Annotated in this window: 21 protein-coding genes; 5 read left to right on the top strand and 16 right to left on the bottom strand. The window is 69.6% G+C overall.

Annotation, left to right across the window (positions count from 1 at the left end):
- Positions 1–175 precede the first annotated feature (175 nt).
- Together ASD69_RS17180 and ASD69_RS17175 are read left to right on the top strand one after the other, a co-directional pair.
- Positions 176–976 (top strand): sulfite exporter TauE/SafE family protein, encoded by an 801-nt coding sequence (locus ASD69_RS17180; protein WP_235567251.1) that lies wholly within the window; start codon positions 176–178, stop codon positions 974–976.
- A 332-nt stretch (positions 977–1308) separates the two neighbouring features.
- Entirely contained in the window at positions 1309–4206 is a 2898-nt protein-coding gene (locus tag ASD69_RS17175; protein WP_056181093.1) for a TonB-dependent receptor, read from the top strand.
- Positions 4207–4577: 371 nt separating this feature from the next.
- On the opposite strand, the gene ASD69_RS17170 is transcribed toward ASD69_RS17175, so the two are convergent.
- The 8 genes from ASD69_RS17170 to ASD69_RS17135 all read right to left on the bottom strand — a co-directional run bounded on the left by ASD69_RS17170 (position 4578) and on the right by ASD69_RS17135 (position 11718).
- Positions 4578–5033, bottom strand: coding sequence for a cupin domain-containing protein (locus tag ASD69_RS17170; RefSeq protein WP_082576582.1), 456 nt, complete (start codon positions 5031–5033; stop codon positions 4578–4580).
- Between the two features lie 21 nt (positions 5034–5054).
- The gene (gene kduD / locus ASD69_RS17165) at positions 5055–5813 is read right to left on the bottom strand and encodes a 2-dehydro-3-deoxy-D-gluconate 5-dehydrogenase KduD (RefSeq protein ID WP_056181088.1); all 759 of its coding nucleotides are present in this window, start codon (positions 5811–5813) and stop codon (positions 5055–5057) included.
- Between the two features lie 10 nt (positions 5814–5823).
- A complete protein-coding gene (kduI, locus tag ASD69_RS17160) occupies positions 5824–6669 on the bottom strand; it encodes a 5-dehydro-4-deoxy-D-glucuronate isomerase (protein WP_056181085.1) in 846 nt (281 codons plus the stop codon).
- Positions 6670–6846: 177 nt separating this feature from the next.
- Positions 6847–7875: a LacI family DNA-binding transcriptional regulator gene (locus ASD69_RS17155; RefSeq protein ID WP_056181325.1), complete on the bottom strand. Its 1029-nt coding sequence runs from the start codon at positions 7873–7875 to the stop codon at positions 6847–6849.
- A gap of 187 nt (positions 7876–8062) precedes the next feature.
- The gene (locus tag ASD69_RS17150; RefSeq protein WP_056181083.1) at positions 8063–9343 is read right to left on the bottom strand and encodes a TRAP transporter large permease; all 1281 of its coding nucleotides are present in this window, start codon (positions 9341–9343) and stop codon (positions 8063–8065) included.
- Positions 9343–9858 (bottom strand): TRAP transporter small permease, encoded by a 516-nt coding sequence (locus ASD69_RS17145; protein WP_056181322.1) that lies wholly within the window; start codon positions 9856–9858, stop codon positions 9343–9345. Before ASD69_RS17145 ends, ASD69_RS17150 begins: the two co-directional genes overlap by 1 nt.
- Before the next feature lie 43 nt (positions 9859–9901).
- Positions 9902–10894 carry a TRAP transporter substrate-binding protein gene (locus tag ASD69_RS17140; RefSeq protein WP_056181078.1) on the bottom strand — a complete coding sequence of 331 codons (993 nt, stop codon included), beginning with the start codon at positions 10892–10894 and terminating at the stop codon, positions 9902–9904.
- Positions 10891–11718, bottom strand: a complete 828-nt coding sequence (locus ASD69_RS17135; protein ID WP_056181076.1) for a fumarylacetoacetate hydrolase family protein — start codon at positions 11716–11718, stop codon at positions 10891–10893. The genes ASD69_RS17140 and ASD69_RS17135 overlap by 4 nt, the downstream gene beginning before the upstream one ends.
- Before the next feature lie 154 nt (positions 11719–11872).
- Between ASD69_RS17135 and ASD69_RS17130 the strand changes: the two genes are divergently transcribed.
- Positions 11873–13210, top strand: coding sequence for a hypothetical protein (locus ASD69_RS17130; protein WP_200944022.1), 1338 nt, complete (start codon positions 11873–11875; stop codon positions 13208–13210).
- 10 nt (positions 13211–13220) lie between these two features.
- Here the strand turns inward: ASD69_RS17130 and ASD69_RS17125 are convergent, their stop codons facing one another.
- From ASD69_RS17125 to ASD69_RS17115, 3 genes are all read right to left on the bottom strand, one after another.
- The gene (locus tag ASD69_RS17125; protein ID WP_082576581.1) at positions 13221–14000 is read right to left on the bottom strand and encodes a rhamnogalacturonan acetylesterase; all 780 of its coding nucleotides are present in this window, start codon (positions 13998–14000) and stop codon (positions 13221–13223) included.
- Between the two features lie 8 nt (positions 14001–14008).
- The gene (locus ASD69_RS17120; RefSeq protein WP_056181072.1) at positions 14009–15112 is read right to left on the bottom strand and encodes a pectinesterase family protein; all 1104 of its coding nucleotides are present in this window, start codon (positions 15110–15112) and stop codon (positions 14009–14011) included.
- A gap of 101 nt (positions 15113–15213) precedes the next feature.
- Positions 15214–18030: a TonB-dependent receptor gene (locus tag ASD69_RS17115; protein WP_056181069.1), complete on the bottom strand. Its 2817-nt coding sequence runs from the start codon at positions 18028–18030 to the stop codon at positions 15214–15216.
- A 190-nt stretch (positions 18031–18220) separates the two neighbouring features.
- Between ASD69_RS17115 and ASD69_RS17110 the strand changes: the two genes are divergently transcribed.
- Complete coding sequence (locus tag ASD69_RS17110) at positions 18221–19240, top strand: sugar kinase (protein WP_056181066.1); 1020 nt, start codon at positions 18221–18223, stop codon at positions 19238–19240.
- 15 nt (positions 19241–19255) lie between these two features.
- On the opposite strand, the gene ASD69_RS17105 is transcribed toward ASD69_RS17110, so the two are convergent.
- From ASD69_RS17105 to ASD69_RS17085, 5 genes are all read right to left on the bottom strand, one after another.
- The gene (locus tag ASD69_RS17105) at positions 19256–20032 is read right to left on the bottom strand and encodes an endonuclease/exonuclease/phosphatase family protein (RefSeq protein WP_082576580.1); all 777 of its coding nucleotides are present in this window, start codon (positions 20030–20032) and stop codon (positions 19256–19258) included.
- Positions 20033–20039: 7 nt separating this feature from the next.
- Complete coding sequence (locus ASD69_RS17100) at positions 20040–20909, bottom strand: thiol:disulfide interchange protein DsbA/DsbL (RefSeq protein WP_082576579.1); 870 nt, start codon at positions 20907–20909, stop codon at positions 20040–20042.
- A 148-nt stretch (positions 20910–21057) separates the two neighbouring features.
- Positions 21058–21744, bottom strand: a complete 687-nt coding sequence (locus tag ASD69_RS17095; RefSeq protein ID WP_056181060.1) for a thiol:disulfide interchange protein DsbA/DsbL — start codon at positions 21742–21744, stop codon at positions 21058–21060.
- A 158-nt stretch (positions 21745–21902) separates the two neighbouring features.
- Complete coding sequence (locus ASD69_RS17090) at positions 21903–22709, bottom strand: thiol:disulfide interchange protein DsbA/DsbL (RefSeq protein WP_056181056.1); 807 nt, start codon at positions 22707–22709, stop codon at positions 21903–21905.
- A gap of 160 nt (positions 22710–22869) precedes the next feature.
- On the bottom strand, positions 22870–23742 hold the full coding sequence (locus ASD69_RS17085; RefSeq protein WP_056181054.1) for a c-type cytochrome: 873 nt from the start codon (positions 23740–23742) through the stop codon (positions 22870–22872).
- A 186-nt stretch (positions 23743–23928) separates the two neighbouring features.
- On the opposite strand from ASD69_RS17085, the gene yihA reads away from it, so the two are divergent.
- On the top strand, positions 23929–24552 hold the full coding sequence (yihA, locus tag ASD69_RS17080) for a ribosome biogenesis GTP-binding protein YihA/YsxC (protein WP_056181050.1): 624 nt from the start codon (positions 23929–23931) through the stop codon (positions 24550–24552).
- Positions 24553–25113: the final 561 nt, after the last annotated feature.

The following is a 25113-nucleotide window of genomic DNA, read 5'->3' as shown; positions in this document are numbered from 1 at the left end:
AGCCGGACTATAGCCCAGCGACGATGAATCTCCGGCGTGAAGGCGACCCGTCGGGCAGGCGCGCGTCGTAGGATGTGACGAGCGCAACGCGAATCGCGACGCGCATCGCTCGCCTCGCGACGATGCGGTTCGCCGGCGGCTGCCGCATCCTACTCAAGCAACGCAAGGAGACGCCGTGACGATCGCTTGGCTGGTATTTCTGCTACTCGGAGCGGTCGCCGGCGTGCTCGCCGGATTGCTCGGCGTCGGCGGCGGTCTGGTGCTGGTCGCGGCGCTGTCGTGGCTGGCGCCCTGGGTCGGCGTGCCGCAGGAAGCGGCGATGCACACCGCGCTGGCCAGTTCGCTGGCCAGCATCGTATTGACCGCGGCAGCGTCGGCGCGCGCGCATGCCAAGCGCGGCAGCGTGCTTTGGCCGACCGTGGCCTGGATGGTGCCGGGCCTGCTGATCGGCGGCTGGTTCGGCAGCATGGTCGCGGTGCGCATCGACGACGATCTGCTGCGCTACATCGTCGCCGGCTACTGCCTGATCGCCGCCGCGCAGCTGCTGTTCGGCAAGAACCGCGCGGCCGTGGCCGACCACGAGCCGCCGCCGCGCGGGGTGGCCATGAGCGCGGCCGGGGTCGGCATCGGCGCGGTTTCGGCGGTGGTCGGGATCGGTGGCGGCAGCATGACCGTGCCCCTGCTGGTCTGGCGCGGGATCGCGCCGGTGCGCGCGGTCGGCACCTCCTCGGCCTGCGGGGTCGCGATCGGCCTGGCCTCGGCGGTGGGCTACGCCCTGCACGCCCCGCCCGGGGCCCTGCCGCACCACGCGATCGGCTACGTCTACCTGCCGGCCGCGATCGGCGTGGCCATCGCCTCGGTGCTGGCCGCGCCCTATGGCACACGATTGGCACACCGATTGAGCGGCGCGACCCTGAAGCGGGTGTTCGCGGCCTTCCTGGTGGTGGTGGCGGTAAGCCTGCTGCTGGGCGGCTGAGCCGCGATTCGCGGGCCGGGCGGTGGGTGGGCGCGGGGGCCGGCGCCCGTCGGAATAGGCAGGGCCGCGCCCGATGCGGTGGGCCGTGGGAGCGGCCGTGGCGCTCGTCTGATCGCCAGCTGAATATGTAACTAATTGATTTTTATTAAATCGACTGCCTGAACGGGCGGCCTAGCGGTGTCCTGCGTCGCGAAATCGGCAATTCGCGGCGACACAGGGTACTTTGCCGCTTGTGGCGGATTCACGAATTGTTTACAACCTCGTGACGCCAGGGAACAGGGGCCCGGCGCCCAAAACAAAACACAGCCACGTCTTAACTTAGGGAGAGAGAGATGAAGCCGTTGCGCCGCCAGTCCTTGGCGAAAGCCATCCAGTTGTCGTTGCTGATCAGCCTGCCCGGCCTCGCCGCCGCACAGGACGCCGCCCCCGCCCCCTCGGCCACTACCTTGGACACGGTGACGGTCACGGGCACCCGCATCAAACAGACCAACGCGGTCACCGCCCAGCCGGTGTTCGTGCTGGATCGCCAGAAGCTCGAGAAGACCGGCGTGCAGACCGTCGGCGAAGTGCTGCAGCAGCTCACCGCCGGCGGCAAGGCGCTCAACGCCAAGTTCAACTCCTCGGGCAACTTCGGCTATCCGCCGGACGGCGGCGGCATCGGCGCCGGCTCGGCCCAGGTCGACCTGCGCAACCTCGGTTCGCAGCGCGTGCTGGTGCTGGTCGACGGCATCCGCTGGGTCAACGAATCCTCCGCATCGGGCGTCAGCGGCAGCGCCGACGTCAACACCATCCCGCTGGCGATCGTCGAGCGCATCGAAGTGCTGGAAGACGGCGCCTCGGCGATCTACGGCTCCGACGCCATCGCGGGCGTGGTCAACATCATCACCCGTCGCAAGCTGGACGGCGCCGAAGTCCACGCCTATTTCGGCCAGTGGGGCGACGGCGGCGACACCACCGAAGCCAGCATGACCCTGGGCGGCGCCGGCGAGCGCTGGTCGGCCGTGTTCGGCGCCAGCTACTTCGAACAGAAGGCGATCAGCTCCGGCAGCTGGAAGCAGTCGTCCGAGCCGGTACCCGGCGGCGGTCTGGCCGCGGGCAGCTCGGGCATTCCGCAGGGCCGCTTCACCTTCTGCGATCCCAGCCGTCCGGTCACCGGCGTCGGCGGTTGCGACGCGGCGGGCGACAACTGGTACGACATCACCCTCAATAACGGCACCACCGTGCCGGTGTTCGATCCGAACAACCCCAACGGCGGCACCTACCACGGCTTCAGCGGCGCCGACCGCTTCAACTTCGCGCCGTTCAACCTGCTGCTGACCCCGAGCAAGCGCAAGGCGCTGTTCACCAGCCTCAACTACGACCTGACCGAAAACACCCGGTTGCACGTGAAGGCGCTGTACAACAACCGCACCTCGACCAACCAGGCCGCGCCGGAACCGATCTTCGTCGGTCCCTTCGCCGGCACCGGCGGCATCGCCGACACGGTGATCGTGCACGCCAACAATCCGTACAACCCGTTCGGCATCACCCTGGACCCGGCCACCAACTTCGGTTGGGTGACCAAGCGTCCGATCGAAGTCGGCCCGCGCATCTTCGAGCAGGACGTCGATACCACCTACTTCAACATCGGCCTGGACGGCGTGTTCGATATCGGCGAGCGCGGCTTCGGCTGGGACGCCAACTACGTGCACTCGGAGAACAAGGCCGAGCAGACCTTCCGCAACGGCTACAACGTCGCCAAGATCAAGCTCGCCCTGGGCGATCCGGCGGTGTGCGCGGCGGTGCCGGGCTGCGTGCCGCTGGACCTGTTCGGCGGTCAGGCGCGTCCGATGACGCAGGCCATGATCGACTGGATCCGCACCAAGCAGATCGACTCGAGCAAGCAGGTGCTGGACCTGTTCTCGGCCAACATCACCGGCGATCTGTTCGACATCGGCGATCGCGCCGCCGGCTTCGCGGCCGGCGTCGAGCACCGCCGTTACCGCGGCGAGTTCAACCCCGATCCGCTGCGTCAGACCGGCGAATCGCAGGACTCGTTCGCCGCGCCGGTCAACGCCAACTACGACGTCAGCGAAATCTATACCGAGTTCAACTTCCCGGTGTTGTCGACCTTGGACATCACCGCCGCGATCCGCTACTCGGATTACTCGACCTTCGGTGGCGCCACCACCGGCAAGGCCGGTTTCCGCTGGCAGCCGATCGAGGACCTGGTGATCCGCGGTACCTACTCGCAGGGCTTCCGCGCCCCCAACCTGGGCGAGCTGTACGGCCTGACCCAGTTCGGCGCCAGCCTGGTCGACCCCTGCGGTCCGACCGGCGGCGGCGGCCCGGCCCCGCAGTACGTGGCCGGCTGTAACGCGCAGGGCGTGCCGCCCGGCTTCGAGCAGGCCAACACCCAGATCACCACCTTCACCGGCGGTAATCCGAACCTGGATCCGGAAGAGTCCGACAGCTACACCGTCGGCCTGGTCTACAGCCCGAGCTGGGCCGAAGGCCTGTCGTGGTCGAGCAAGCTCGACCTCGAGCTGAACTACTACCACCACAAGATCGACGGCGCGATCCAGGCGCGCGATCTGCAGGCGTTGCTCAACGCGTGCTTGGCCAGCGGCGGTACCACCCCGTCGGTGTGCTCGCCGTTCTCGCGCGCGGCCAGCGGCAACCTCAACCCGCCCAACAACTTCCTCAGCAACCTGGGTAGCGTCAAGACCGACGGCGTCGACATCAAGGTCAACTGGGCCAGCCCGGATTGGAGCTGGGGCCGTCTGACCGCGGGTCTGCAGTCGACCTTCGTCAACGACTACAAGGCGGTGGACATCGACGGCAACGTCTCCCAGCGCAAGGTCGGCGTGGAAGTGGCCGACAGCGCGATTCCCGAGTGGCAGACCAACCTGCAGTTGGGCTGGAACAAGGGCGACTTCGACGCCAGCTGGAACGTGCGCTATATCGCCTCGGTCGACGAAGACTGCGGCAACTCGGTCTACGCCGGTCCCAAGCCGGGCTGCTTGAACCCGCAGAACGTCAACACCCTGGGTTCGGTGACCTATCACGACATCCAGTTCGGCTGGAAGAACGCGTTCACGCTGGAAGGCCTGAAGCTGTCGGCCGGCGCCAACAACGTGTTCGGCAAGGACCCGCCGGTGTGCGTGACCTGCTCGCTCAACGGTTACGACGCGGGCACCTACGACCTGCCGGGCACCTTCTGGTACGTCAGCGCCGATTACCGTTTCTGATTCGCGCTTAGGTGTTTGACGCGACGGCCGGCGATGCGAATCGCCGGCCGTTTCGTTTGTGGGGAGCGCCTCGTACACGTAGTCCCAAGGCTTGCGGGGCTGGGATGCCGGCGCTCTATCGCTGTGGGAGCGGCGTAAGCCGCGATAAGCGCACGGCCATGACGATGCTTACGCCGCGAGCGCGCGGCCGCATCGCGGCTTACGCCGCTCCCACAGAAAGCGGGAGGCCGCCTGCTCCCTGTAGGAGCGGCACACGCCGCGACCCGGAATTCGGCGTGCGCCGTTGGTTTCGTCGTAGTTGCGGCTTCGCGGTCGCGGCGTGTGCCGCTCCTACAGGGACGCGGGGCCAGCTACTTCACGGCATGGGGCGATCAGCACTCGGCGGGTTGGACGCGGCGGTAGACCACCACGATCACCAGATCCTGCTCGCCTAGCTGTTTCAGGCCGTGCGTGCTGCCCTTGCGGGTCAGGATGGCGTCGCCGGGGCCGACTTCGCGGCGGGCTTCGTCCAGCATCAGTTCGCCGCGGCCGCTGAGCACGTAATAGATCTCGTCCTTGTCGTTGCGGTGCTCGCCGATGCTGGCGCCGCGATGCAGCGCGCGCTGGCGGAATACCAGGTCGAAATCCGCTGCCTGCTCGAAGAAGGGATAGGCGGTGGTGCGGCCCTGGCCTTCATGCGGGCCGGGCTGGTCCACGGCCAGATCGCGCGCCTGTTCGACATAGGAGCCGCTGCGTGGCGCGCAGGCCGGCGCTGCGGCCTGCGCGACGCCGGCGCACAAGGCGAGCGCGAGCAGGCAAACGAGTCGCGACCAGCGTTGCTTCCTCATGCCGACACCCTCCACTAACCCTCAGCGCGCGAGCCAGCCGCCGTCCACGGGCAGGATCGCGCCGTGCACGTAGTCGGCCGCGCGACTGGCCAGAAACACCGCGGCGCCGCCGAGATCGGAGGGGTCGCCCCAACGCCCGGCCGGAATGCGCGCCAGGATCTCGCGGTTGCGGCCCTCGTCGGCGCGCAACTGGGCGGTGTTGTCGGTGGCCATGTAGCCCGGCGCGATCGCATTGACGTTGACGCCCTTGCCGGCCCATTCGTTGGCGAGCAGGCGGGTGATGCCGGCCAGGCCGGATTTGCTGGCGGTATACGAGGGCACGCGGATGCCGCCCTGGAACGACAGCATCGAGGCGATGTTGATGATCTTGCCGCCGCCGGCCGCGATCATGCGCCGGCCCACCGCCTGGGCCAGGAAGAACGCGCTCTTGAGATTGACGTCGATCACCGCATCCCAATCGGCCTCGCTGAAATCGACCGCGTCGGCACGCCGGATCAGACCGGCGTTGTTGACCAGGATGTCGACCGAACCGAGTTGCGCGACCGATTCCTCGACGATGCCCGCGATCGGCGCCAGCGTCGACAGATCGGCTTCGATCGCGTGGAAGCGCCGGCCCAGCGCGCGCACGTGCCGGCCGGTGTCGGTGGCCGCGCCGGTGCTGACCGCGACGATGTCGGCGCCGGCCGCGGCCAGCGCCAGGGCCAGCCCTTGGCCGAGGCCGCGATTGCCGCCGGTGACCAGGGCGACGCGACCGCTGAGATCGAACGGCGAAACGCTCATGCGCGCGGCCTCACTTGAGTTGGCACAGATCGAGTTGGTGCATGTCGGTGTAGTCCAGGTTCTCGCCGCCCATCGCCCAGATGAAGCAGTAGTTGCGCGTGCCCGAGCCCATGTGGATCGACCACGGCGGCGACACCACGGCCTCGTCGTTGCGGATCACCAGGTGGCGCATGTCGGCCGGTTCGCCCATGAAGTGCATCACGCTCTGGTCGCCGAGATCGAAATAGAAATAGACCTCGGAGCGACGGTCGTGCAGATGCGGCGGCATGGTGTTCCAGACGCTGCCGGTCTTGAGCACGGTCAGGCCCAGCAGCAGCTGGCAGGACTGGCAGGTGGCCGGCACGATGTACTGGTAGATGGTGCGTTCGTTCGAGGTCTCCAGCGCGCCGCGTTCCAGCGGTACCGCCTTGTCGATCGAGATGTGCACGGTCTCGTAGCGCGCGTGCGCGGGCGTGGAGGCCAGGTAGAACTTGGCCGGCTGGGCGGCGTCGTCGGAGGCGAACTCGACCTGGGCGCTGCCCATCGGCACGTACAGGCCGTCCTTGGGTTGCAGCGCATAGGCCTGGCCGTCGACGGTGACCGTGCCGGCGCCCGCGCCGACGTTGACCACGCCCAGCTCGCGCCGGGCCAGGAAGGGCTGGCCGGCGGCCGAGGCCGGTTCGGCCTGCGCCGGCAGCGCCACCGGCGCGGCCACGGGCGCGGCGCCGCCGATCACGAAGCGCTCGTTGTGCGAGTAGTTGAGACGGACTTCGCCGGGCGCGAACAGCTCGCCGATCAGGTAGCGGTCGCGCAATTGCTCGTTGCTGGCACCGGCCATCATGTCGGGATGGGTGGCGTGGTAGGTCTTGCGGAACATCGGGCCTCCGGAAAGCGCATGCCTGCGTTGCCGCCCGCGGCGGCTGATCCGGGGATCATAACGGGGTTTTGGTAACCGGTGTCAAAATGCCGTGCACGAAGCCGCGGGCATGCGCGGGCGGCCGCGTCGTAGCGCGATTCGGAAGCTGGATTCGGGCTGCCCGCCGGCGGCGGGGGCTCAGGCCGGCGGGCGCTGGCTGGAGTCGCGCACCACCAGGTGCGGGGTGACCGAGACCGGCTCGGCGGGGGCGTCGCCGTCCTCGGGTTCCGGCGCCAACAGCATCTGCGCGGCCTGGCGGCCGAGGTCGCGGATCGGCGAGTGGATGGTGCTCAGGGCCGGCCACAGCTGGGTCGCCAGCGGGCTGTCGTCGTAGCCCACCACCGACAGATCGGCCGGAATCGACAGGCCGCGTCGCATCGCGGCCTTGTACACGCCGGCGGCCATCTCGTCGTTGCAGGCGAAGATGGCGGTGGGGCGCGGCGACTTCGCCAGCAAGTACTCGGCGCCGGCCACGCCGGACTCGAAGGTGTAGCCGCCCTCGAACACATAGTCCTCGGCCAGCTCGATACCGCGCTGGGCCAGGCCGTGGCGGAACCCGCCGCCGCGTTCGATCGAGGAGCGGTAGCGGCGCGGGCCGGTGATCAGGCCGAGCTGCCGATGGCCCAGCGACTGCAGGTAGTTGGCGGCTTCGACGCCGGCCAGGCGGTCCTGGGTGTGCAGCATGTTGGCCGGCTCGTCCAGCGGGATCGAGGCGATGCGCACGTAGCGCACGTCGATTTCGCGCAGGGCCGCGGCCAGCTGGTCGTCCTCGGACACGCGCGGAATCAGGATCACGCCGTGCAGCTTCTGCTGCAGCGCGAAGCGGCGGATGCCGTCGATGTAGTCCTCGCGATGGCTGTCGCAGGGGTGCACGACCAGCTCGTAGCCGGAATCGCGCAGGGCGTCGAGCGCGCCGTACTGCATGTTGACGATGTACTGCGCGGTCGGGTTGTCGTAGACCAGCCCGATCAGGAACGAGCGCCGAAACGCCAGCCCGCGCGCCTGCGGATCGGGCGCGTAGCCCAGCTGTTTCATCAGCGACTGGATCTTCTCGCGCGTGTCCGGGCGCACCAGCGGCGAGTTGTTGATCACCCGCGACACCGTCTTCTTCGACACCGCCGCCAGGCGCGCGATGTCGTTGATGGTGGCCTTGCCCGGTGCCGGCATCCGCGGCGACGCGGCCTCGCCTGCGGCCGCATCGGCGGAACGGGCGCTGCGCGGTCCGCGGCGCGAGCCGCGCGGGGGGGCAGGATTCATGGCGGCTCGGCGAAGGAGAAACGAGCCGGTGCGGGCACCGGGGCTGAGCCGATTCTAGCCGCCTGCGCCGGCGATGTCCCCGGTGGACATCGCGTGCCTACTTCAACAGCGCCGGCAGCCACAGCGACAGCTGCGGCACGAAGGTCACCACCAGCAGCACCGCCAGCGCGGCCAGCCAGAACGGCCAGATCGTGCGCAGGGTCTCGCCTATGCTGATCTTGCCGATCGCCGTGCCCACGAACAGCACCGAGCCCAGCGGCGGCGAGATCAGGCTGATGCCGCCCTTCAGAATCAGGATCACGCCGAAGTGCACCGGGTCGACGCCGATCGCCTTGGCCAGCGGCAGGAAGATCGGCGTGCAGATGATGATCATCGGCGCCAGGTCCATGAAGGTGCCCAGCACCAGCAGGATCAGGATCATCAGCAACAGCAGCAGGTTCTTGTCGGTGGTCAGCGAGGTCAAGGCCTCGACCGCGGCGGTGGGCACCTGCAGATAGGCCAGCAGCCAGCCGAACGAGGCCGCCGAGGCGATCACGAACAGGATCATGCCGGTGGTGCGCGCGGCGCCGGTGACGGTCTCCAGGAAATCGCGCCAGCGCAGATTGCGATAGACCAGCGCGGTCACCAGCAGCGCGTAGACCACGGCGATGGCCGCGCTCTCGACCGCGGTGAAGATGCCGGCGCGGATGCCGACGAAGATCAGGGCCACCAGCAACAAGCCCGGCAGCGCGGCGACGAAACGGCGCAGCACGATGCCGAAGCCGGGGAAGGGCTCGACCGCGTAGCCACGCCGGCGCGCGATCACCCAGCAGGTCGCCATCAGGGTGACCGTCATCAGTAGCGCCGGAACGATACCGGCCGCGAACAGGTCGGCGATGGAGATGCTGCCGCCGGCCGAGGCCGAGTACAAAATCAGGTTATGCGAGGGCGGCACCAGCAGCGCGACCATGGATGCGGTCATGGTCACGTTGACGGCGAAGTCGCGGTCGAAACCGCGCTTGACCATCTGCGGGATCATCGCGCCGCCGATCGCCGAGACGTCGGCGATGGCCGAGCCCGACACGCCGCCGAAGAACAGCGAGGACAGCACGCTGACCTGGCCCAGGCCGCCGCGCAGATGCCCGACCAGGGCCGAGGCCAGGCCGATCAGGCGTTCGGAGATGCCGCCGCGCAGCATGATTTCGCCGGCGAAGATGAAAAGCGGAATCGCGATCAGGGAGGCCGAGCCGGCGCCGGCCGCGGTCTGCTGCACCACCACGATCGGCGGCAGGCCGATGCAGATCAGGGTTGCCAGCGCGGCCGAGGACAGGGCGTAGGCCACCGGCACGCCGACGATCAGCAGCACGGCGAACACGCCAAAAAGTATCGCGACTTCCATCAGGCGCTCCGGTGGGGGTCGGTGAGCGGCGCGGTCAGGGCCGCGACCATGCGTTGCAACGCGAACACCGCCATCAGCGCGCCGCCCAGCGCCATCGGCGCGTACACCGCGCTCTGCGGCAGCGGTGCGCCGGCCATGGGGATATCCAGTCCGTCCAGCAGCAGTTCTCCGCCCCACACCGCCAGTACCGCGCCGATGCTGGCGATCACCAGGTTGGAGAACGCGAGCAGCCAGCGCCGCACGGCCGGGCGCGAGCGGTGGACCAGGATGAAGAAGCCGAAGTGCGAGCCGCGGTGCACGCCGGCGGCGGCGCCGAAACTCATGGCGGTGTTCAGCAGCAGCAGCGCGACCGGCTCGGTCCAGCCCGGCGAATCGTTGAGCACGTAGCGCGCGAACACCTGCAGGGCCTGCACCGCGACCATGCCGACCAGGGCGGCGCCGGCGATGGCGACCGCGATGCCGGCCAGCCGATCCAGCGCGCCGCGCGGCGCGGTCCGGTCCTGCTGGTGTTCGATGTCCGCGTTCGCGGCGAGGGGAGCGTCTGCCACGGAATCTGCCTCAGGCCAGGGAACGGATGCGGCGGTACAGGGATTCGATCGCCGGGTCGCGGTGGTACTCGTCCAGCAGCGGCTGCACCGCGGCGCGGAACGCGGGCAGGTCGCAGTCGTTGATGCGCACGCCGCCAGCGACCACCGCCGCGCGCGCCACCGCTTCGGATTCGTCCCACAAGCTGCGCATCACCGCCACCGAGCGGCGCGCGATGTCCAGCAGCAGGGCGCGGTCGTCGGCGCGCAGCGAATCGAAACTGCGTCGCGACATCAGCAGCACGTCCGGCGCGTAGGAATGCTGGGTCTGCGACCAGTAGCGCGCGGCCTCGAACTGGCGGCTGGAGTGGTAGCTGCGCAGATTGTTTTCGGCGCCGTCGATCAGATGCGTCTGCAGCGCCGAGAACACTTCGCCGTAGGCCAGCGGGGTCGGATTGCCGCCGAGCAGGCGGATCATGCGCATGAAGATGTCCGAGGCCGGCACGCGGAACTTCAGGCCGTGCATGTCGGCCGGGGTGCGGATCGGGCGGCGCACGTTGTAGAAGCAGCGCGCGCCGCAGTCGTAGATCGCCAGGCCGACCAGCTCGCGGCGGTCGAAGTCGCGCAGCACCGCCGCGCCGACTTCGCCGTCCAGCGCGCGGCGCAGGTGCGCGACCGAGTCGAACACGTAGGGCAGCGACAGCGCCTGGGTCAGCGGGAAGGCGTTGTTGAGCGCGCCGCTGTAGACGCGGGTGATGTCGATCGCGCCGAAGCGCGCCATGTCGATCGCCTCGGACTCGCGACCGAGCTGGCCGGAGTGGTACAGACGCAGGCGCAGGCGGCCGTCGGTGGCGCGCTCGAGCTCGCGCCCGATCCATTGCACGGCGGCCACGGTGGGGTAGTCCTTGACGTGCACGTCGGTAGCGGTGAGCAAGCGGCTGCCGTCGCCCGCGCGCAATCCGGCCGAGGTCGCGGCCAGGGCGCAGGCCGCGCCGAGTCCGCCCAAGACTTGGCGACGAGTGGTCATGCCGGCTCCCCGCTGGCGCGCACCGCCTCGCAGTGCAACTGGCCCCAGCGCCCGAACGAGATCATCGCGCTTTGTCCGGCCAGGATGTCGTGGATGCCGGTGGCCGCGCCGGTGGTGACCAGCATGCCGGCCTTGAGCGGATAGCCGCGGCGCGCGCAACGCGACAAGGCGAACGCCAGCGCGGCGAGCAGGCCGCCGGCGATCGAACCCGCGCCGCCGCGTCCGACCGAGGTGTCGTCGATAAAGGTTTCGCAGCGCAGGTCGGCGTCGGCCAGTGCGCGCCAATCCGGAATCTCCGGGCCGACGACCAGGCCTGCGTTGTTGCCGAAGTCCGAGACCACGATAGGCGGGCCCAGGGTGTTGATGTCGGGCAGCGGACTGCCGGCCAGCTCGATCCCGATCAGCAGGGCCTCGACCAGATCCGCGGCCTGCTCGTGGTCGAACTCGGTGCGGCCTGCGGGCGCGTCGCGGCCGAGCCGGAACACGAACTCGGCCTCGACCGCGGCGAAGCCGCCCTCGATCACCTCGAAGCGCGCCGTTTGTCCACCGGTGGCGGTCTGAACCGCGTTGGCGAAGATCGGGCCGACCAGGCGCTCCTCGCCCAGCCGGGTTTCCCAGGCCGGCGGGATGCGCCCGACCTTCCAGCCCGCGATCGGCTGCGGCCACTGGCCGATGGCCCGGTCCTGGATCGCATAGCCCTGATCCAGCGTGGCCGGCAGCGGACCGGGATAGTCGGGCAGCGCACGCGCGCCGCGGCGTGCCGCGACCAGCCGGTGGGCGATCGCGGCGCCTGCGCTGCCGTCGTCGATGGTCGGTGTCTGCATGCCGGATCGGGTCCCCTGCGGCGTTTCCTGTCCGGAACTGTTGTATAGGAAACCGGTGTCATTGACAATCCAAGCTAGACTCCAGGCAGCGGAAGGGGACCGATCGATGATCCAGCGGGCAGGGTGGGACGGCGCGGCGAAGACGGCGCGGAACGTGGGGGGACGCGGGCTGCGCTGGCTGGCCGTCGGCCTGTTCGGCCTGGCCTGCGCCGGCGTGCCGGCCGCCGAAAAGCCGGCCGCCGATGGCGGCGCGCTCGCCTTCCCGGGCGCGCAGGGCTGGGCCGCGCACACGCCCGGCGGCCGTGGCGGCCGCATCATCCGGGTCACCACCCTGGCCGCGAACGGGCCGGGCTCCTTCGCCGAAGCGGTGGCCGCGAGCGGGCCGCGCATCGTGGTGTTCGAGGTCGGCGGCGTGATCGACCTGCAGCGCCAGGAACTGCGCATCGCCGAACCCTATCTCACCGTCGCCGGACAGACCGCGCCGCAACCGGGCGTCACCTTCATCCGCGGCGGTTTGATCATCGCCACCCACGACGTGGTCGTGCGGCATATCCGGGTGCGCCCGGGCGAAGCCGGCGCGGCCAAGATGGCCGGTCCGGATTTCGACGCCATCACCACCGTGCGCGGTGCGCGCGACGTGATCGTCGACCATTGCTCGCTGACCTGGGCCACCGACGAGAATCTGTCGGCCTCCAGCACCCGCTTTCACGGCGAAAGCGAGAAGGACTGGATGGAGAACGCCTCGCGCCGCATCACCTTCAGCAACAACCTGCTCGCCGAGGGCTTGTCCAACGCTACTCACATCAAGGGCGAGCACTCCAAGGGCTCGCTGATCCACGATCACGTCAACGAGGTGCTGATCGTCGGCAACCTCTACGCGCACAACTACGAGCGCAATCCGCTGTTCAAGGGTGGCGCGCGCGGCCAGGTCATCAACAACCTGATCTACGACCCGGGCCAGCGCGCGCTGCACTACAACCTGATCGCCGAGGAATGGCTGGGCCACCCCTATTCGACCGGGCAGATGGTCGCGCGCGGCAACGTGATGCGCGCCGGCCCTTCGACCGAGGAGCTCGCGTTCTTCATGGTCGGCGGCTCCGGCGATGTCGAGTACTACGCCGAGGACAACCTCGCCGTCGACCGCCTCGGCCGTCCCTTGCCCCAGCAGGGGCGCTACACCACCACGCCGCTGCGCGTGATCCAGCCCGCCCAGGCGCCGCCGCTGCCGTTCGGCGTGCGCCTGCTGCCGTCGGCGCAGGTGCAGGACGCGGTGATCGCGCAGGCCGGCGCGCGCCCCTGGGACCGCGACGACATCGACCGGCGCATCCTGGCCGACACCATCGAAGGGCGCGGCAAGATCATCGACAGCGAAAGTCAGGTCGGCGGCTATCCGCGGCACGCGCCGACGCATCAGGCCTTCGTGCCCGAAGACTGGGACCTGGCGACGATGGAGCCGCTCAAACCGCTGCCGCGGCGCGCGCCCTTGAAGTGAGGCGCGCCGCTTACGGCGCCGCGTCGTCGTCCTTGCGTAAGCGCGAGGCCAGCGCCAGGTCGGTTGCGCGCAGCGCGGCGGCGAACTCGAACGCGATGCGGCGCGCGCCCAGCGGCGAGAAGTGGGTGTTGTCCTCGACGCCCTGCGGATAGTTGCGATGGGCGCCGGGCGCGAGCTGCAGGAACAGCCGTCGCGAGCCCTCCACGCCCGCCTCCTGCAGCACGGCCTGACTGCGCCGCTCCATATCGATCAGGGCCACGTGCTCGCGCGCGGCCAGCGCGCGCACCCGGCCCGGGTACTCGCCGTGGCTGTCCTGCACGCGGCCTTCGCTGTCGTAGCGACGGCGCGCCACCGGCGTCAGCAGGATCGGGGTGGCGCCGCGCGCGCGGACCTCGGCGACGAAGCGCGCGAGGTTGCGCTCATAGTCGGGCAAGGGCGTGTAGCGGTCGGGCTTGTCGACCGACTCGTCGTTGTGGCCGAACTGGATCAGCACCCAATCGCCCGCACGCAGGCCGTCCAGTAGCGCCTGCCAACGGCCCTCTTCGATGAAGGTGCGTGTGCTGCGGCCGTTCTTCGCATGATTGACCACGCGCACGCTGCCCGCGCGGAAGCGCGCGGCCAGTGGCTCGCCCCAACCGGTTTCCGGACGCTTCTCCGGCAGTTTCTCGGCCAGGGTCGAGTCGCCGGCGAGGTGGATCGTGGGCACCGGCGAGGATGCAGCCGGCGCGCTCATGGACAGCGCCAGAGCCCAGCCGCACAAGCCCAGCAGCAAGCCAAGGCGCACGCGCATCGGCGCCCTCACAGCGACGGCTCCCAGCCGGCCAGCACGAGCTCGCGACGATGGCGCGCGAGCGCGGTGCGATCGAGCTGGCGCCGGCCCGGCGAGCGCGCCGCGCCCGGGCCGCGGCTGTCGTACTCGTACAAGCGCGCCGCTTCCGGCGCCAGCACCGTGCGCGCGCCATCGCGTGCGGTGTAGCCCATCGCATCCCATCCGCGCGGATCGATGTGTGCATCCATCCAGCACGACAGGTAGACGGCGGCGCCGACCGCGTCGGGGTCGCCGTACTTGCCGTCGGGAAAATTGCGACCCGGACGCCACGCCCGCCCCAGCGCGACGCTGGCGTCGGCCACTTCGGCATCGCGGCTCAGCCGGCAGCGCAGAAAGCTCAGTCCATAAGCCTGCGCGCTGGGCGTGCAGGGCACCGCGACATAGCCCTGGCGCTCCTTGCCGGGCCGGAAGCGCGAATGCAGTACGCAGTCCTCGAACCAGGCGTTGCCGCCGCCGAACACGAAGTCGACGCTGCCGGCGATGCGGCAACGGCGGAACAGGCTGCGCCCGGCATCGACGAACAAGGTGTCCTGGTGCCCATGCAGATCGACCTCGTGCAGCACGCTGCGTTCGGCGCCCGCGTCCAACATCAAGGCCACCGCCTGCGCGCCGTTGGGGCCGATCGGTTCGAACTTCGGCGCGCTCAGATTGCCCACGTAGTCGAAATCGTTGCGGATGCTCAGGCGCTCGGCGCGGAAGTCCGGCGCGCGCACGATCACGCTGGCGCAGCCCCAGGTGCCCCAGGGCTCGCCGTCTGGACGCGCCATGCCGGCGGCGGCGTCGTAGCTCAGCACGCAACCGGCGCGATCCTCGCCGATCAGGTGGATGTTCGGTTTGTCGATCACCAGTTTCTCGCGCCACAGACCGCGATCGATGCGGATGCGGAACGGCCGGCGCCCGTGCGCGGGCGCGGCGGCCACTGCGGCGCCGACACTGGGGTAGACCGGCACGCCGGCGTCCGCGCCCGGCGCGCGCGACACGCGCGCGTCCCAGCCCTCGCCCGCGCGCGCGGGTCCGGCGAGCAAGGCGCCGCCGGCGAGCAGCGAACCGGCAAGGAAGTCGCGACGGTGCATGCGATGCGCTCCAAAAAAAAGCGCCGCGAGGTGCGGAACCGTCGAGGGCGGCGGCTCCGCACCCGCGCGGCGCGGGTGCAACTAGTGCGGCGCTGCGGACCTCACAGCTTGTAGCGGATGCCCAGGAAGTACTGGCGGCCGGTGTGGTGGTAGACCGAGGCGCGGTCGCCGACCGAATCCACCCACTGGTCGTTGTACTCGTCGGTGAGATTCAGGCCTTCAAGCGTCAGCTCGATGCGGTCGTTGAGCTTCCACGACGCCGACATGTCGAGGGTGGTGGTGGCCTTGGTGCCTTCGACGTCGTTGTTGTTGCGGCCCGGCACCGTGGTCAGGTAGTCGTCGCGATAGGACGCCGACACGCGCGCGCCGAAACGCTCGCCTTCGTAGTAGAGCGTGGCGTTGTAGGCGTTCTTGGACAGGCCAACCAGGTCGGTCTTCAGCGACGACGCGCCGGTCGAGGTCACGTACTGGATCTTGGAATCGACGTAGGTGTAGTTGAGCTGCACGCCGAAGTCCTGCCAAAACCCTTCCGGCAGGAAGGTGAAGGGCTGCTGGTAGCTCAGCTCGAAGCCCTGCAGCGTGCCGCCGGGGGTGTTGACCGGGATGTTGAACTGGAAATCGTCGGTGGGCTGCGCGCCGGTGCCCGCGAGCAGGCTGTCGGGCAGGCCCGAGGTGTTGTACGGACGGGTTTCGCGCGAGGTCTGCACGAAGGTGTCGATGTCCTTGTAGAACAGGCCCAGGCCCAGCAGCGCCTCGTCGGCGAAGTACCACTCGAAGCTCAGGTCGTAGGTCTTGGCGCGGAACGGTTCCAGCAGCGGATTGCCGCCGTTGACCGTGCGCGCGCCGCCGCTGACGTTGACGGTGACGCCCGGGGTGAGATTGCCCAGGCCCGGACGCGACATCACCTTGGCCGCGCCGAAGCGGACCAGGAAATCCGGGGTGAGGTCGGCGACCAGATTCAAGGACGGCAGGGTGTCGTCGTAGCTGCGCTGCACCGTGGTCTGCACCGGCACGCCGCCGACGATGGCGTAGCCGGTCGAGGTCTGCTTGGTGTCGACCTGGCGCACGCCGATGTTGCCGCTGATCGGGATCGAGCCGATCTGGGTATTGAAGTCGCCTTGCAGGTAGAAACCCTGGTCGCGCTCGGTGACGCTGCGGTTGTTGCCCAGTACCGCGGCGACCTTGTCGCTGACGCTGAAGATGCCGGTGTTGCTGTACAGGCCGAACACGCGGTTGAAGGCGTCGATGTCCGGGATCAGCCAGACCGAATCGTTGCCCGAGCCGACCCGGGTGTTTTCCAGGCCGATCAGCGAGGTCAGATCGGCCAGGGTGGTGCCGGCCGGCAGCGCCGGCGTGACCAGCTCCGAGGCGCGGCGGAACTCCCGGCTTTGGAAGGTGTACTCCTTGAACTGCGCGCCGCCCTTGAGCTTGAACGAGGGCGCGAGGTTCCAGGCGAAGTCGAGCTGGGCGGTGTCGTAGGTGTTGCTGGCGAACTGCGGACGCAGACGGACCTCGGAAATGCCGTTGACGAACGTCCACTGGCTGGGATCGGTGACGTCGAAACCGTTGTCGATCACCGGCAGGCGATCGTTGCCGCGGTAGTCGTAGCTGTAACCCTGCACGTTCTGGCGATCCAGGGTGATCGTGGTCTGGATCGGGTTGTCGAACTCGGACTTGGCGCGGCCGACTTGGGCGTGCAGTTTGACGTCGTCGGTGAGCTCGTGGTCGGCGTAGAAACTGAACTGGGTGAACTTGGTGCTGAGCTCGTCGTAACGCGCTTCCGAACGCACGTCGACGTTGTTGAAGCGGCCGTAGACCAGGTTGCCGTTGGCGTCGACTTGACCGTCCAGCACCACGGTCTGCGGCTTGCCGGTGCCGGTGCGGCTGAACGACACCGCTTCGATGAAGTTCTCGGTGCGGGTGGCGTCGAACTTGGCGTACAGCAGGTCCAGGCCGACATCGGTGCGGTCGCTGACCTTCCATTGCAGCGCGCCGGTCACGCCCAGGCGCTGCTGGTCGTGTTCGAGCACGCCGTAGCGCGGAATGCGCGGATGGAACACGCCGGCGCCGCGCGCGGCCGCGAACGGCGAGGCCGCGCTGAAGCCGCCGCTGCTGGGGCCGTTGTCCCAGCGCACCGTGCTGTGGCCTTCCTCGACCAGGCGGCGGTCGGTGTAGGCCACCGACAACAGCGCGCCGAAGCGGCCGTCGCCCCAGGTGTTGCTGATCAGCGCCGAAGCGCGCGGATCGGTGTCGCCGGACAGGTCGTTGTAGCCGACCTGGCCGCCGGCGACGAAGGTGAAACCGTCGTAGTCGAACGGGCGCGCGGTCTGCAGATCGACGGTCGCGCCCAGCGAGCCTTCTTCCACTTCGGCCGACGCGGTCTTGCGCACCTTGAGGCTGTTGAACAGCTCCGAGGCGAACACGTTGAAGTCGAAGCCGCGGCCGCGATTGGCGCCGCCGGAACTGTCGGTGCCGCCGGTGGTGGTCAGCGCCTCCATGCCGTTGATGCGCACGCGGGTGAAGTCGGGGCCCAGGCCGCGCACCGAGATCTGCCGGCCTTCGCCGGCGTCGCGCGCGATCGACACGCCCGGAATGCGCTGCAGCGATTCGGCCAGGTTCAGATCGGGAAAGTCGGCGATGTCCTCGGCGACGATGGCGTCGACCACGCCGACTTCGCCGCGCTTGATGTCCAAGGCCCGCTCCAGGCTGCCGCGGAAGCCGGTGACGGTGACCCCTTCCAGGTCCTTGGCCTCGTCGCTGGCGGCTGCGGCGGTGCTGCTGTCTTGCGGCGGCGTGGCCGCGGACGGCGCCGCGGCCTGTTGCGCGAACCCGACCGCCGGCGCCATCTGCAGCGCCAGGGCGATGGCGCCTGCCAGAACGGTAACCGGTGTCTTTTTTGCCGCGCGTTGCGATTGCATCAGGATCCCCTCCCAAAGTGGTCCGACGGCTGTAAAGCGCTTATTGACTAGCTTGTAGCGCTTGCTATGGTGTCCCGGACGGCAAAATGACACCGCTGGTCAAAACCCTAGCAAAAGCTCGGGCCAACATCATGCTGCGGTGCGCAAAAGGCCATACAAGGGGCGGATCGGCCCGGGGCTGGGAGGCGGAATGAGTCAACGCATAGTGTGTTTCGGCGAAGTGCTGCTGCGCCTGGGGGCGCCCGGCCACGAGCGTCTGCTGCAGTCGCCGGGGCTGCAAGTCCACGTCGGCGGCGCGGAAGCCAACGTGGCCGTGGCCCTGGCCCGCTACGGCCACGAGGCGGCGGTGGTCGGCCGGATCGCCGACAACGCCCTGGGCGCCGCGGCCGTCGCCGAGCTGCGCCGCCACGGCGTCGACACCCGCGCGCTGCAAGCCGGGCCCGGACGCATGGGCCTGTACTTCCTGGAAACCGGCGCCGGTCACCGGCCCAGCAGCGTGCTCTACGACCGCGTCGATTCGGCGTTCGCGCGCGCGGATGCGCAGGCCTACGACTGGCCGGCGCTGTTGCAAGGCGCGCACTGGCTGCACCTGTCCGGCGTGACCCCGGCCCTGGGCCAGGCCTGCGCCGATACCGCGATCGCGGCCGCGCGAGCGGCGCGCCGCGCCGGCGTGCGCGTGAGCTTCGACGGCAACTTCCGCGGCAAGTTGTGGCAGGCCTGGAACGGCGACGCCGCCACCCTCCTGCGTGAACTGATGGCGCAGGCCGACTGGATCTTCGCCGACCACCGCGACATCGCCATCGCTTTGGGCGTCGAGCCCGCGAGCGACGATGCCGAGGCGCGCTTCGCCGCCGCCGCGCGCGCGGCCTTCGCCGCCTTCCCGCAACTGCAGCGCGTGGCCAGCACCGTGCGCGTGCAACACAGCGTCGACCGCCAATCGCTGTCGGCCCGGTCGCTGGATCGCGACGGCACCGCCGCGCGCACGCCGGTGTGCGAACTCAGCGCGATCGTCGACCGCATCGGCACCGGCGACGCCTTCGCCGCCGGCGTACTGCATGGCGCGCTGGCCGGCCTGGATGCGCAGGACAGTTTGCTGTTCGGTTGGGGCGCGGCCTGCCTCAAACACTCGGTGCCGGGCGACTTCGCCCTGTTCGACGCCCAGGACGTGCGGGCCTTCGTCGCCCAGGACGGCTACCACGTGCGACGTTGAGGCCGGCGCCGCGCCTCAGCGCAGCGCGTGATCCGGTACTTCCAGTTCCAGCGACAGCGCCAGATGATCGGACTGCGCGGCCGGCACGGCGCGCGCCGACGAACAGCTCAGGCCGTCGCCGATCAGGATGTGGTCGATCGCGCGTTGCGGGCGCCAGCTGGGGAAGGTCGGCAGCGCCGCTTCCGGCGGCTGCAGGCGCGTGCGCTGGAACAGCGTGCGCATTTCCGGCTGGTCGATCGAGCAATTGAAATCGCCCATCAGCACCGCGTGCGGGTGGTCGTGCAGCAGTTCGGCGATGAAGGCCAGCTGCGAGGCGCGCGAGCCCGCGCCCAGCGACAGGTGCGCGACCGCGACGGTGAGCGCGTCGTCGTGATCGCCGAAGTGCGCCATCAGCACGCCGCGGCCCTTGACCCGGCCGGGCAGCGGATGGTCGATGACTTCGCGCGGTTCCAACTTGCTGAGCAGGCCGTTGGCGCTTGAGGCGACGCTGCCGACCCGGCGATTGGGCTGGTGGCTCCAATAGTCGAAGCCGGCGCGCTGGGCCAGGTAGTGGGTCTGGTTGGTGAAGCCCGAACGCAGGCTGCCCGGGTCGCTTTCGTTGAGGCCGACGATGTCGTGCTCGCCGGCCAACTGGGCGATGGTGTCGAGGCTGCCGCGCTTGTTGCCGGCGGGCAGCACGTGCGACCAGCTGCGGGTCGCGTAATCGCTGTAGCGGCGCGTGCTGGACCCGGCCTGGATATTGGCGCTAAGCAGGCGCAGTCGTCGGCGCGTATCCATACCGGCCGGGTCCATGAACGAATTACTGCGCGGCAGCCGCGGCCGGGCCGGTGGTGGCCGGAGCGTTGCCTTCGGCGGCCGGAGCGGCGCCGCCGCCGGCGCGCTTGGCGCGTTCCTGCGCGACCAGGTGGTCGGTGATGCGCAGCATGTCCTCGAAATTCTTGCCGATCACGCGGTACTTGCCGTCGACCACGATGTTGGGCGTGGACTCGACGCCGCTGCGGGTCAGGAAGGTTTCGGCGCGCTTGAGCTTGGCGTCGATCGCGAAGCTGGCGTAGGTGCTTTCGAACTGCTGCTTGTTGGCGCCGAACTTGGCGTAGAACTCGGCGAAGTCGACCGGCTTGACGCCGTTGACCGGCAGGCTGCGATCCAGGTGCACGGCGCGGAACATGGCTTCGTGGCTGCGGCCGACCAGACCCATCGACTCGGCGGTGTAGAAGGCCTTGGCGTAGGGCACCCAGTAGCCGCCGAACGGTGCGGCGACCGGGACAAAGTTGACGTCGGCGGTCTGCTTGCCGCGCCAGGACACGACCAGCGGTTCGAACTCGGCGCAATGCGGGCAGGTGTAACCGAACACTTCGACCACTTCGATCTTGCCGGCGCTGGGCGCGTACGGCGTGCCGCCCGGGATCTCGACGTAGTCGGTGCCCGCGACCGGCGCGGGGCCGCTGGGCGGCGTGGCGACCGCGGCCGGTGCGATCTCGGCGGCGGCCGGCGCGGCTTCGGCGGTCGGCGTCGGCACCGCGTTGGCCGGGGTGGCGGCGGCGCTGGGCGCGGCGGCGGTGTCGGCGGCGGGAGCGGCGGCCTCCTGCTGCTGCGTGCAGGCGGCCAGCGCGAACAGCGCGGCGAACAGGATGGGGTAGCGGTGCGACGGGGCCAGGCGCGGGGTCATGGATCGAATCTCCACAAAACGGTCGGATCGGATTGGCGGCGCGCGCGGCGGAACCGTCGCGACACCGGGGGATGCGTCGGCCGTCAGGATAACGGCCGGCGCGCTGAACGCGGAGTGTAGGCGAGGCGGCGCGGACGGCCGTCGCGCATCAACGCTTGCTCTTGCCGCGGCTGCGTTCCTGCGCGACCAACTGGTCGGTGATGCGCAGCACGTCCTCGAGGCCGTTGCCGCCGGTCACGCGGTACTTGCCGGCGACGATGAAGGTCGGCGTCCCTTCGACGCCGCTGCGGGTCAGGAAGTCGCGCGTGGCCTCGAGCTTGGCCTCGATCGGCTTGCTGTCCATGGTCGCGGCGAACTTGTCGGCGTCGGCGCCGTAGCGCGCATAGAAGCTCGCGATCTCCTGCGAGGACGCATTGCTGATCGGCAGGCTGCGCTCTTCGTGCAGGGCCTTGAACACGGCCTCGTGGGTCTTGGCGACCAGGCCCATGGACTGGGCGGTGTAATAGGCCTTGGCGTAGGGCTGCCAATAGCCGCCGAACGGCGCGGCCACCGGTACGAAGCTCACGTCCTTGGGCAGCTTGGCCTTCCAGGCGTCGATCGCCGGCTGCGCGTGCGCGCAATGCGGGCAGGTGTAGCCGAACACCTCGACCACCTCGATCTTGCCGGGCACCGGCGCGTAGGGGCGGCCGCCTTCGATCAGCTCGTAATCGCGGCCCGCTTCCAGCGCCGGCGCGGCGCTCTTGCCGGCGGCCGACGCGGCCAGCGGCAGCAGCGCGCTCAGGGCCAGGGTGGCGAGGGTCGTGAACAGTCGGGACGGCGTAGTGCGTGGGGTCATCGCAGGGTCTCGCGGCGATCGGGCGGGGGTGGGCCGCGTCAGCGGCGGCGTCCGGACAAAAAAAGACGCCGGCGTTAAGCATAACGGCCGGCGTCTCGAACCAGGAGTATCGGGTGTGACCGGCGTCGCGGGCGGAAGTTCCGGCGCCGTGGCGGGGGTCAACGCGGGCGCGCGGCGCGCTCCTGCGCAACTAAAGTGTCGGTAATGCGCAGCATGTCCTCGAAACTGGTGCCGATCACCCGGTATTTTCCGTTAACGATCAAGGTCGGGGTCTGGCTGACGCCGCTGCGCATCATGAATTGCTTGCCACGGTTGACCTTGGCGATGGTGGCGAAGCTGTTCATGGCCGCCACGAATTGCTGCGGATTGGCGCCGTAGCGGCCGTAAAAGCGGCCGATCGCGGCATCGTCGGGCTTGTCGCCTTCGCCGGGCATGCTCTGCTCGAGGTGGATGGCGCGGATCAGGGCGTCGTGGCTGCGTGCGACCAGGCCCATCGAATCGGCGACGTAGTAGGCGCGGGCGTAAGGGTCCCACTCCGGGCCGAACGGCGCCGGCACATAGGTCAGGTGCACGTCCGCGCCCTGCTTGGCCTTCCAGGCGTTGACCAGGGGCTGGAACTGCGCGCAGGCGGGGCAGACGTAGCCGAACACCTCGACCACTTCGATCTTGCCGGGCACCGGCGCGAACGGCTGGCCGCCCTCGATCAGTTCGTAGTCGGTGCCTTTGACCAAACCGCTCTCGGCGGGCACGGGCGGCGACGGGCTTGCCGGGGTCGGAGTCGCGGCGGCATCGGTGGGCGCAGCGGCCGCGGCTTCGGCCGACACCGCCGGTTCGCCTTCGACCGCGGGTTCGGCGGCGGTTGCGGCGGCCGGCGTCGCGGCGGACTGCGCGGGCGCGGCCTCGGGCTTGCAGGCGCCCAGGCTCAGCAGCGCGATCAGGAGCAGGGCAAGGCGGGTCTGGGGCATGGGTCGGCTCCGGGCCGGATCGTGGCCGGCCCGGGTGGGCCGCATCGGCGCCCACGATAAAAGAAATCGCGGCGGCCGTATGCGGTCGCGCACAAACGAAAACGCCGGCCAGGGGCCGGCGTTTAGGGGCGGGACGCGGCGGCTGCCGCGTGCCCTGGGCTCAGGCGCCAGCGGCCGGCTTGGCCGCGTCGTCCTTGGCCGGCGCCGCCGGAGCGGGCGCGGCCGGCGCCGGTGCTGCGGCGGGCGCCGCGGCGGCCGGAGCGGCCGGCGCATCGGCCGCGGCGAAGTCCTCGGCGCGGTCGTGCAGGCCCTGCAGGTAGCTGGACAGCGCGCCGATTTCCTCGTCGCTGAGGTTCTTGGCCACGCCCGCCATCACGTTGAACAGGTGCGGATCGCGCTGGGTGGTGGTGCCGGCGCGGTACTCCTCCAGACGACGCTGCGAGTACGCGGCCTGCTGACCGGCGATGTGCGGGTAGGCCGGGCCCGGGTTGCCGGCGCCGCCGGGACCGTGGCAGGCCATGCACGCCGGGATGCCGCGCGCCTTGTCGCCGGCCAGGAACAGCTGCTGGCCGACTTCGAAGAACTTCTTGTCCTTGTTCGGACCCGTCGCGATCACGGTGTCGTCGGCCACGCCGGCGCCGGACTTCTGGGTCGCGAAGTAGGCGCCCAGGTCGCGTGCGTCCTGCGCGGTCAGCGCATCGGCGTAGGGCTTCATCGCCGCGGCCATGCCGGTGTTGCGCTCGCCGCTCTTGAACAGCGCGATCTGGTGGGCGATGTAGCGCTCGCTCTGGCCGGCCAGGCGCGGGTACTGCGGATCGGTCGGATTGCCGTCGAGGCCGTGGCAGGCCGCGCAGGTGCCCGCCTTGGTGGCGCCCGCCTTGACGTCGCCCCACGAGGCCGGCTTCTCGACCAGCGGCGCGGCCTGGACCGGCTCCTTGTCGGGGATCGGCGTGATCGTGGGCTGGGCGTAGGCGACGGCGACGGCCGCCAGAACGGTCAGACCGACGATGCCTAGGACGCGGGCTTGGCTCATGTAGCTGGGCTCCGAAACACTGGGATGGCGGGCCGCGATGCGGTCGCCGGAACCTCGGAATTATCGTCGCGGGGGCAGGGCGGGTCAACGCGAATCGGTGCCCGCGAGCCGTTCGGCACGGCCTTTCGGGCCGAAAACACGGCCCGCGACGGGCGTTGGGCACCGTTGCCGTGCGATCCTAGCGGCATGGTCAATCCCCTCGCCCGCGCCCGCTACCTGTTGGCGGCGCACACGCCCAAGCAGCTACCGCCCGACGGCGGCTTCGAAGTCGCCTTCGCCGGCCGCTCCAACGCCGGCAAGTCCAGCGCCCTCAACGCCATGTGCCAGCAGAACGCGCTGGCGCGGGTGTCCAAGACGCCCGGACGCACCCAGCAGCTGGTCTTTTTCGATATTCCGCCCAGCTCCGACCGCTACCTGGTCGACCTGCCCGGCTACGGCTACGCCAAGGTCCCGCAGGACCTGCAGGCGCACTGGCAGGCCTTCATCGACCAGTACTTCCAGACCCGCCAGGCCCTGCGCGGGCTGGTGGTGGTGATGGACATCCGCCATCCGCTCAAGGACTACGACCGTCAGATGCTGGGTTACGCGGTGTCGCGCGGCCTGCCCGCGCACGCGTTGCTGACCAAGGCCGACAAGTTCGGTCGCGGCCAGCAAACCCAGGCCCTGCTGGCGGTGCGCAAGGACCTGTTCTCGTCCTATGGCAATTCGGTCAGCGTGCAGACCTTCTCCGGCGAGTCCAAGCAGGGCGTGGACGAAGCGCGCGCGGTGGTCGGCGGCTGGCTGGGACTGACCGCGCCCGCCACCGCCTGAGTCGGCGTCAGGGCGCGATCGGCGCCGCGCTCACGATTTCCCCGCGCGCGTCGTAGCGGCGCGCGGTATCGAGCTTGCCGTCGCCGTCGCTGTCGAATTCGCCGCGGCTCGGCACGAGGCGTTCGTAGACCACGCGCTTGATCACATCGCCGCGGGCGTTGAGCCATTCTTCGCGCGCGAGCACGGTGTGTTCGGCCTGCACGCGGTAGTCCGGCTTGCCGTCGCCGTCCGTGTCGATGGTCGTGCCGAGCCAACCCCGCGCATCGTAGAGCTGGTTGGTTTCCATGTAGCCATCGAAGTTGTCGTCCAGCTCAAGCCCCGAGAGACGGCCGTTCTTTCCGTAACTGGCGATCTCGTCGTCTTGCCCGTCGTGATTGCGGTCGTTCTCGGTGCGCGCGAGCTGGCCGTCCTCGTAGATCGAACGCTGGTCGGTCGCTCCGTCGCGATTGACATCGTCGGCCAGGACGTCGACGCGGGTACGCATCGCGTTCCAGGTCAGGGCGGCGCCGAACGCGGCGCCGAGCAGGGCCGCGACCAGCACCGGCGCCCAGCTACGCCTTT

The sequence above is a fragment of the Lysobacter sp. Root604 genome, assembly GCF_001427505.1.
Lineage (GTDB): Bacteria > Pseudomonadota > Gammaproteobacteria > Xanthomonadales > Xanthomonadaceae > Lysobacter.
This window is presented reverse-complemented; position numbering and strand designations above follow the sequence as displayed.

Coding starts and splice junctions, on each gene's coding strand:
- ASD69_RS17175 (WP_056181093.1), top strand. CDS start 1,309: ATGAAGCCGTTGCGCCGCCAGTCCTTGGCGAAAGCCATCCAGTTGTCG.
- ASD69_RS17170 (WP_082576582.1), bottom strand. CDS start 5,033: ATGAGGAAGCAACGCTGGTCGCGACTCGTTTGCCTGCTCGCGCTCGCC.
- kduD (WP_056181088.1), bottom strand. CDS start 5,813: ATGAGCGTTTCGCCGTTCGATCTCAGCGGTCGCGTCGCCCTGGTCACC.
- kduI (WP_056181085.1), bottom strand. CDS start 6,669: ATGTTCCGCAAGACCTACCACGCCACCCATCCCGACATGATGGCCGGT.
- ASD69_RS17155 (WP_056181325.1), bottom strand. CDS start 7,875: ATGCCGGCACCGGGCAAGGCCACCATCAACGACATCGCGCGCCTGGCG.
- ASD69_RS17150 (WP_056181083.1), bottom strand. CDS start 9,343: ATGGAAGTCGCGATACTTTTTGGCGTGTTCGCCGTGCTGCTGATCGTC.
- ASD69_RS17140 (WP_056181078.1), bottom strand. CDS start 10,894: ATGACCACTCGTCGCCAAGTCTTGGGCGGACTCGGCGCGGCCTGCGCC.
- ASD69_RS17135 (WP_056181076.1), bottom strand. CDS start 11,718: ATGCAGACACCGACCATCGACGACGGCAGCGCAGGCGCCGCGATCGCC.
- ASD69_RS17125 (WP_082576581.1), bottom strand. CDS start 14,000: ATGCGCGTGCGCCTTGGCTTGCTGCTGGGCTTGTGCGGCTGGGCTCTG.
- ASD69_RS17120 (WP_056181072.1), bottom strand. CDS start 15,112: ATGCACCGTCGCGACTTCCTTGCCGGTTCGCTGCTCGCCGGCGGCGCC.
- ASD69_RS17115 (WP_056181069.1), bottom strand. CDS start 18,030: ATGCAATCGCAACGCGCGGCAAAAAAGACACCGGTTACCGTTCTGGCA.
- ASD69_RS17110 (WP_056181066.1), top strand. CDS start 18,221: ATGAGTCAACGCATAGTGTGTTTCGGCGAAGTGCTGCTGCGCCTGGGG.
- ASD69_RS17105 (WP_082576580.1), bottom strand. CDS start 20,032: ATGGACCCGGCCGGTATGGATACGCGCCGACGACTGCGCCTGCTTAGC.
- ASD69_RS17100 (WP_082576579.1), bottom strand. CDS start 20,909: ATGACCCCGCGCCTGGCCCCGTCGCACCGCTACCCCATCCTGTTCGCC.
- ASD69_RS17095 (WP_056181060.1), bottom strand. CDS start 21,744: ATGACCCCACGCACTACGCCGTCCCGACTGTTCACGACCCTCGCCACC.
- ASD69_RS17090 (WP_056181056.1), bottom strand. CDS start 22,709: ATGCCCCAGACCCGCCTTGCCCTGCTCCTGATCGCGCTGCTGAGCCTG.
- ASD69_RS17085 (WP_056181054.1), bottom strand. CDS start 23,742: ATGAGCCAAGCCCGCGTCCTAGGCATCGTCGGTCTGACCGTTCTGGCG.
- yihA (WP_056181050.1), top strand. CDS start 23,929: ATGGTCAATCCCCTCGCCCGCGCCCGCTACCTGTTGGCGGCGCACACG.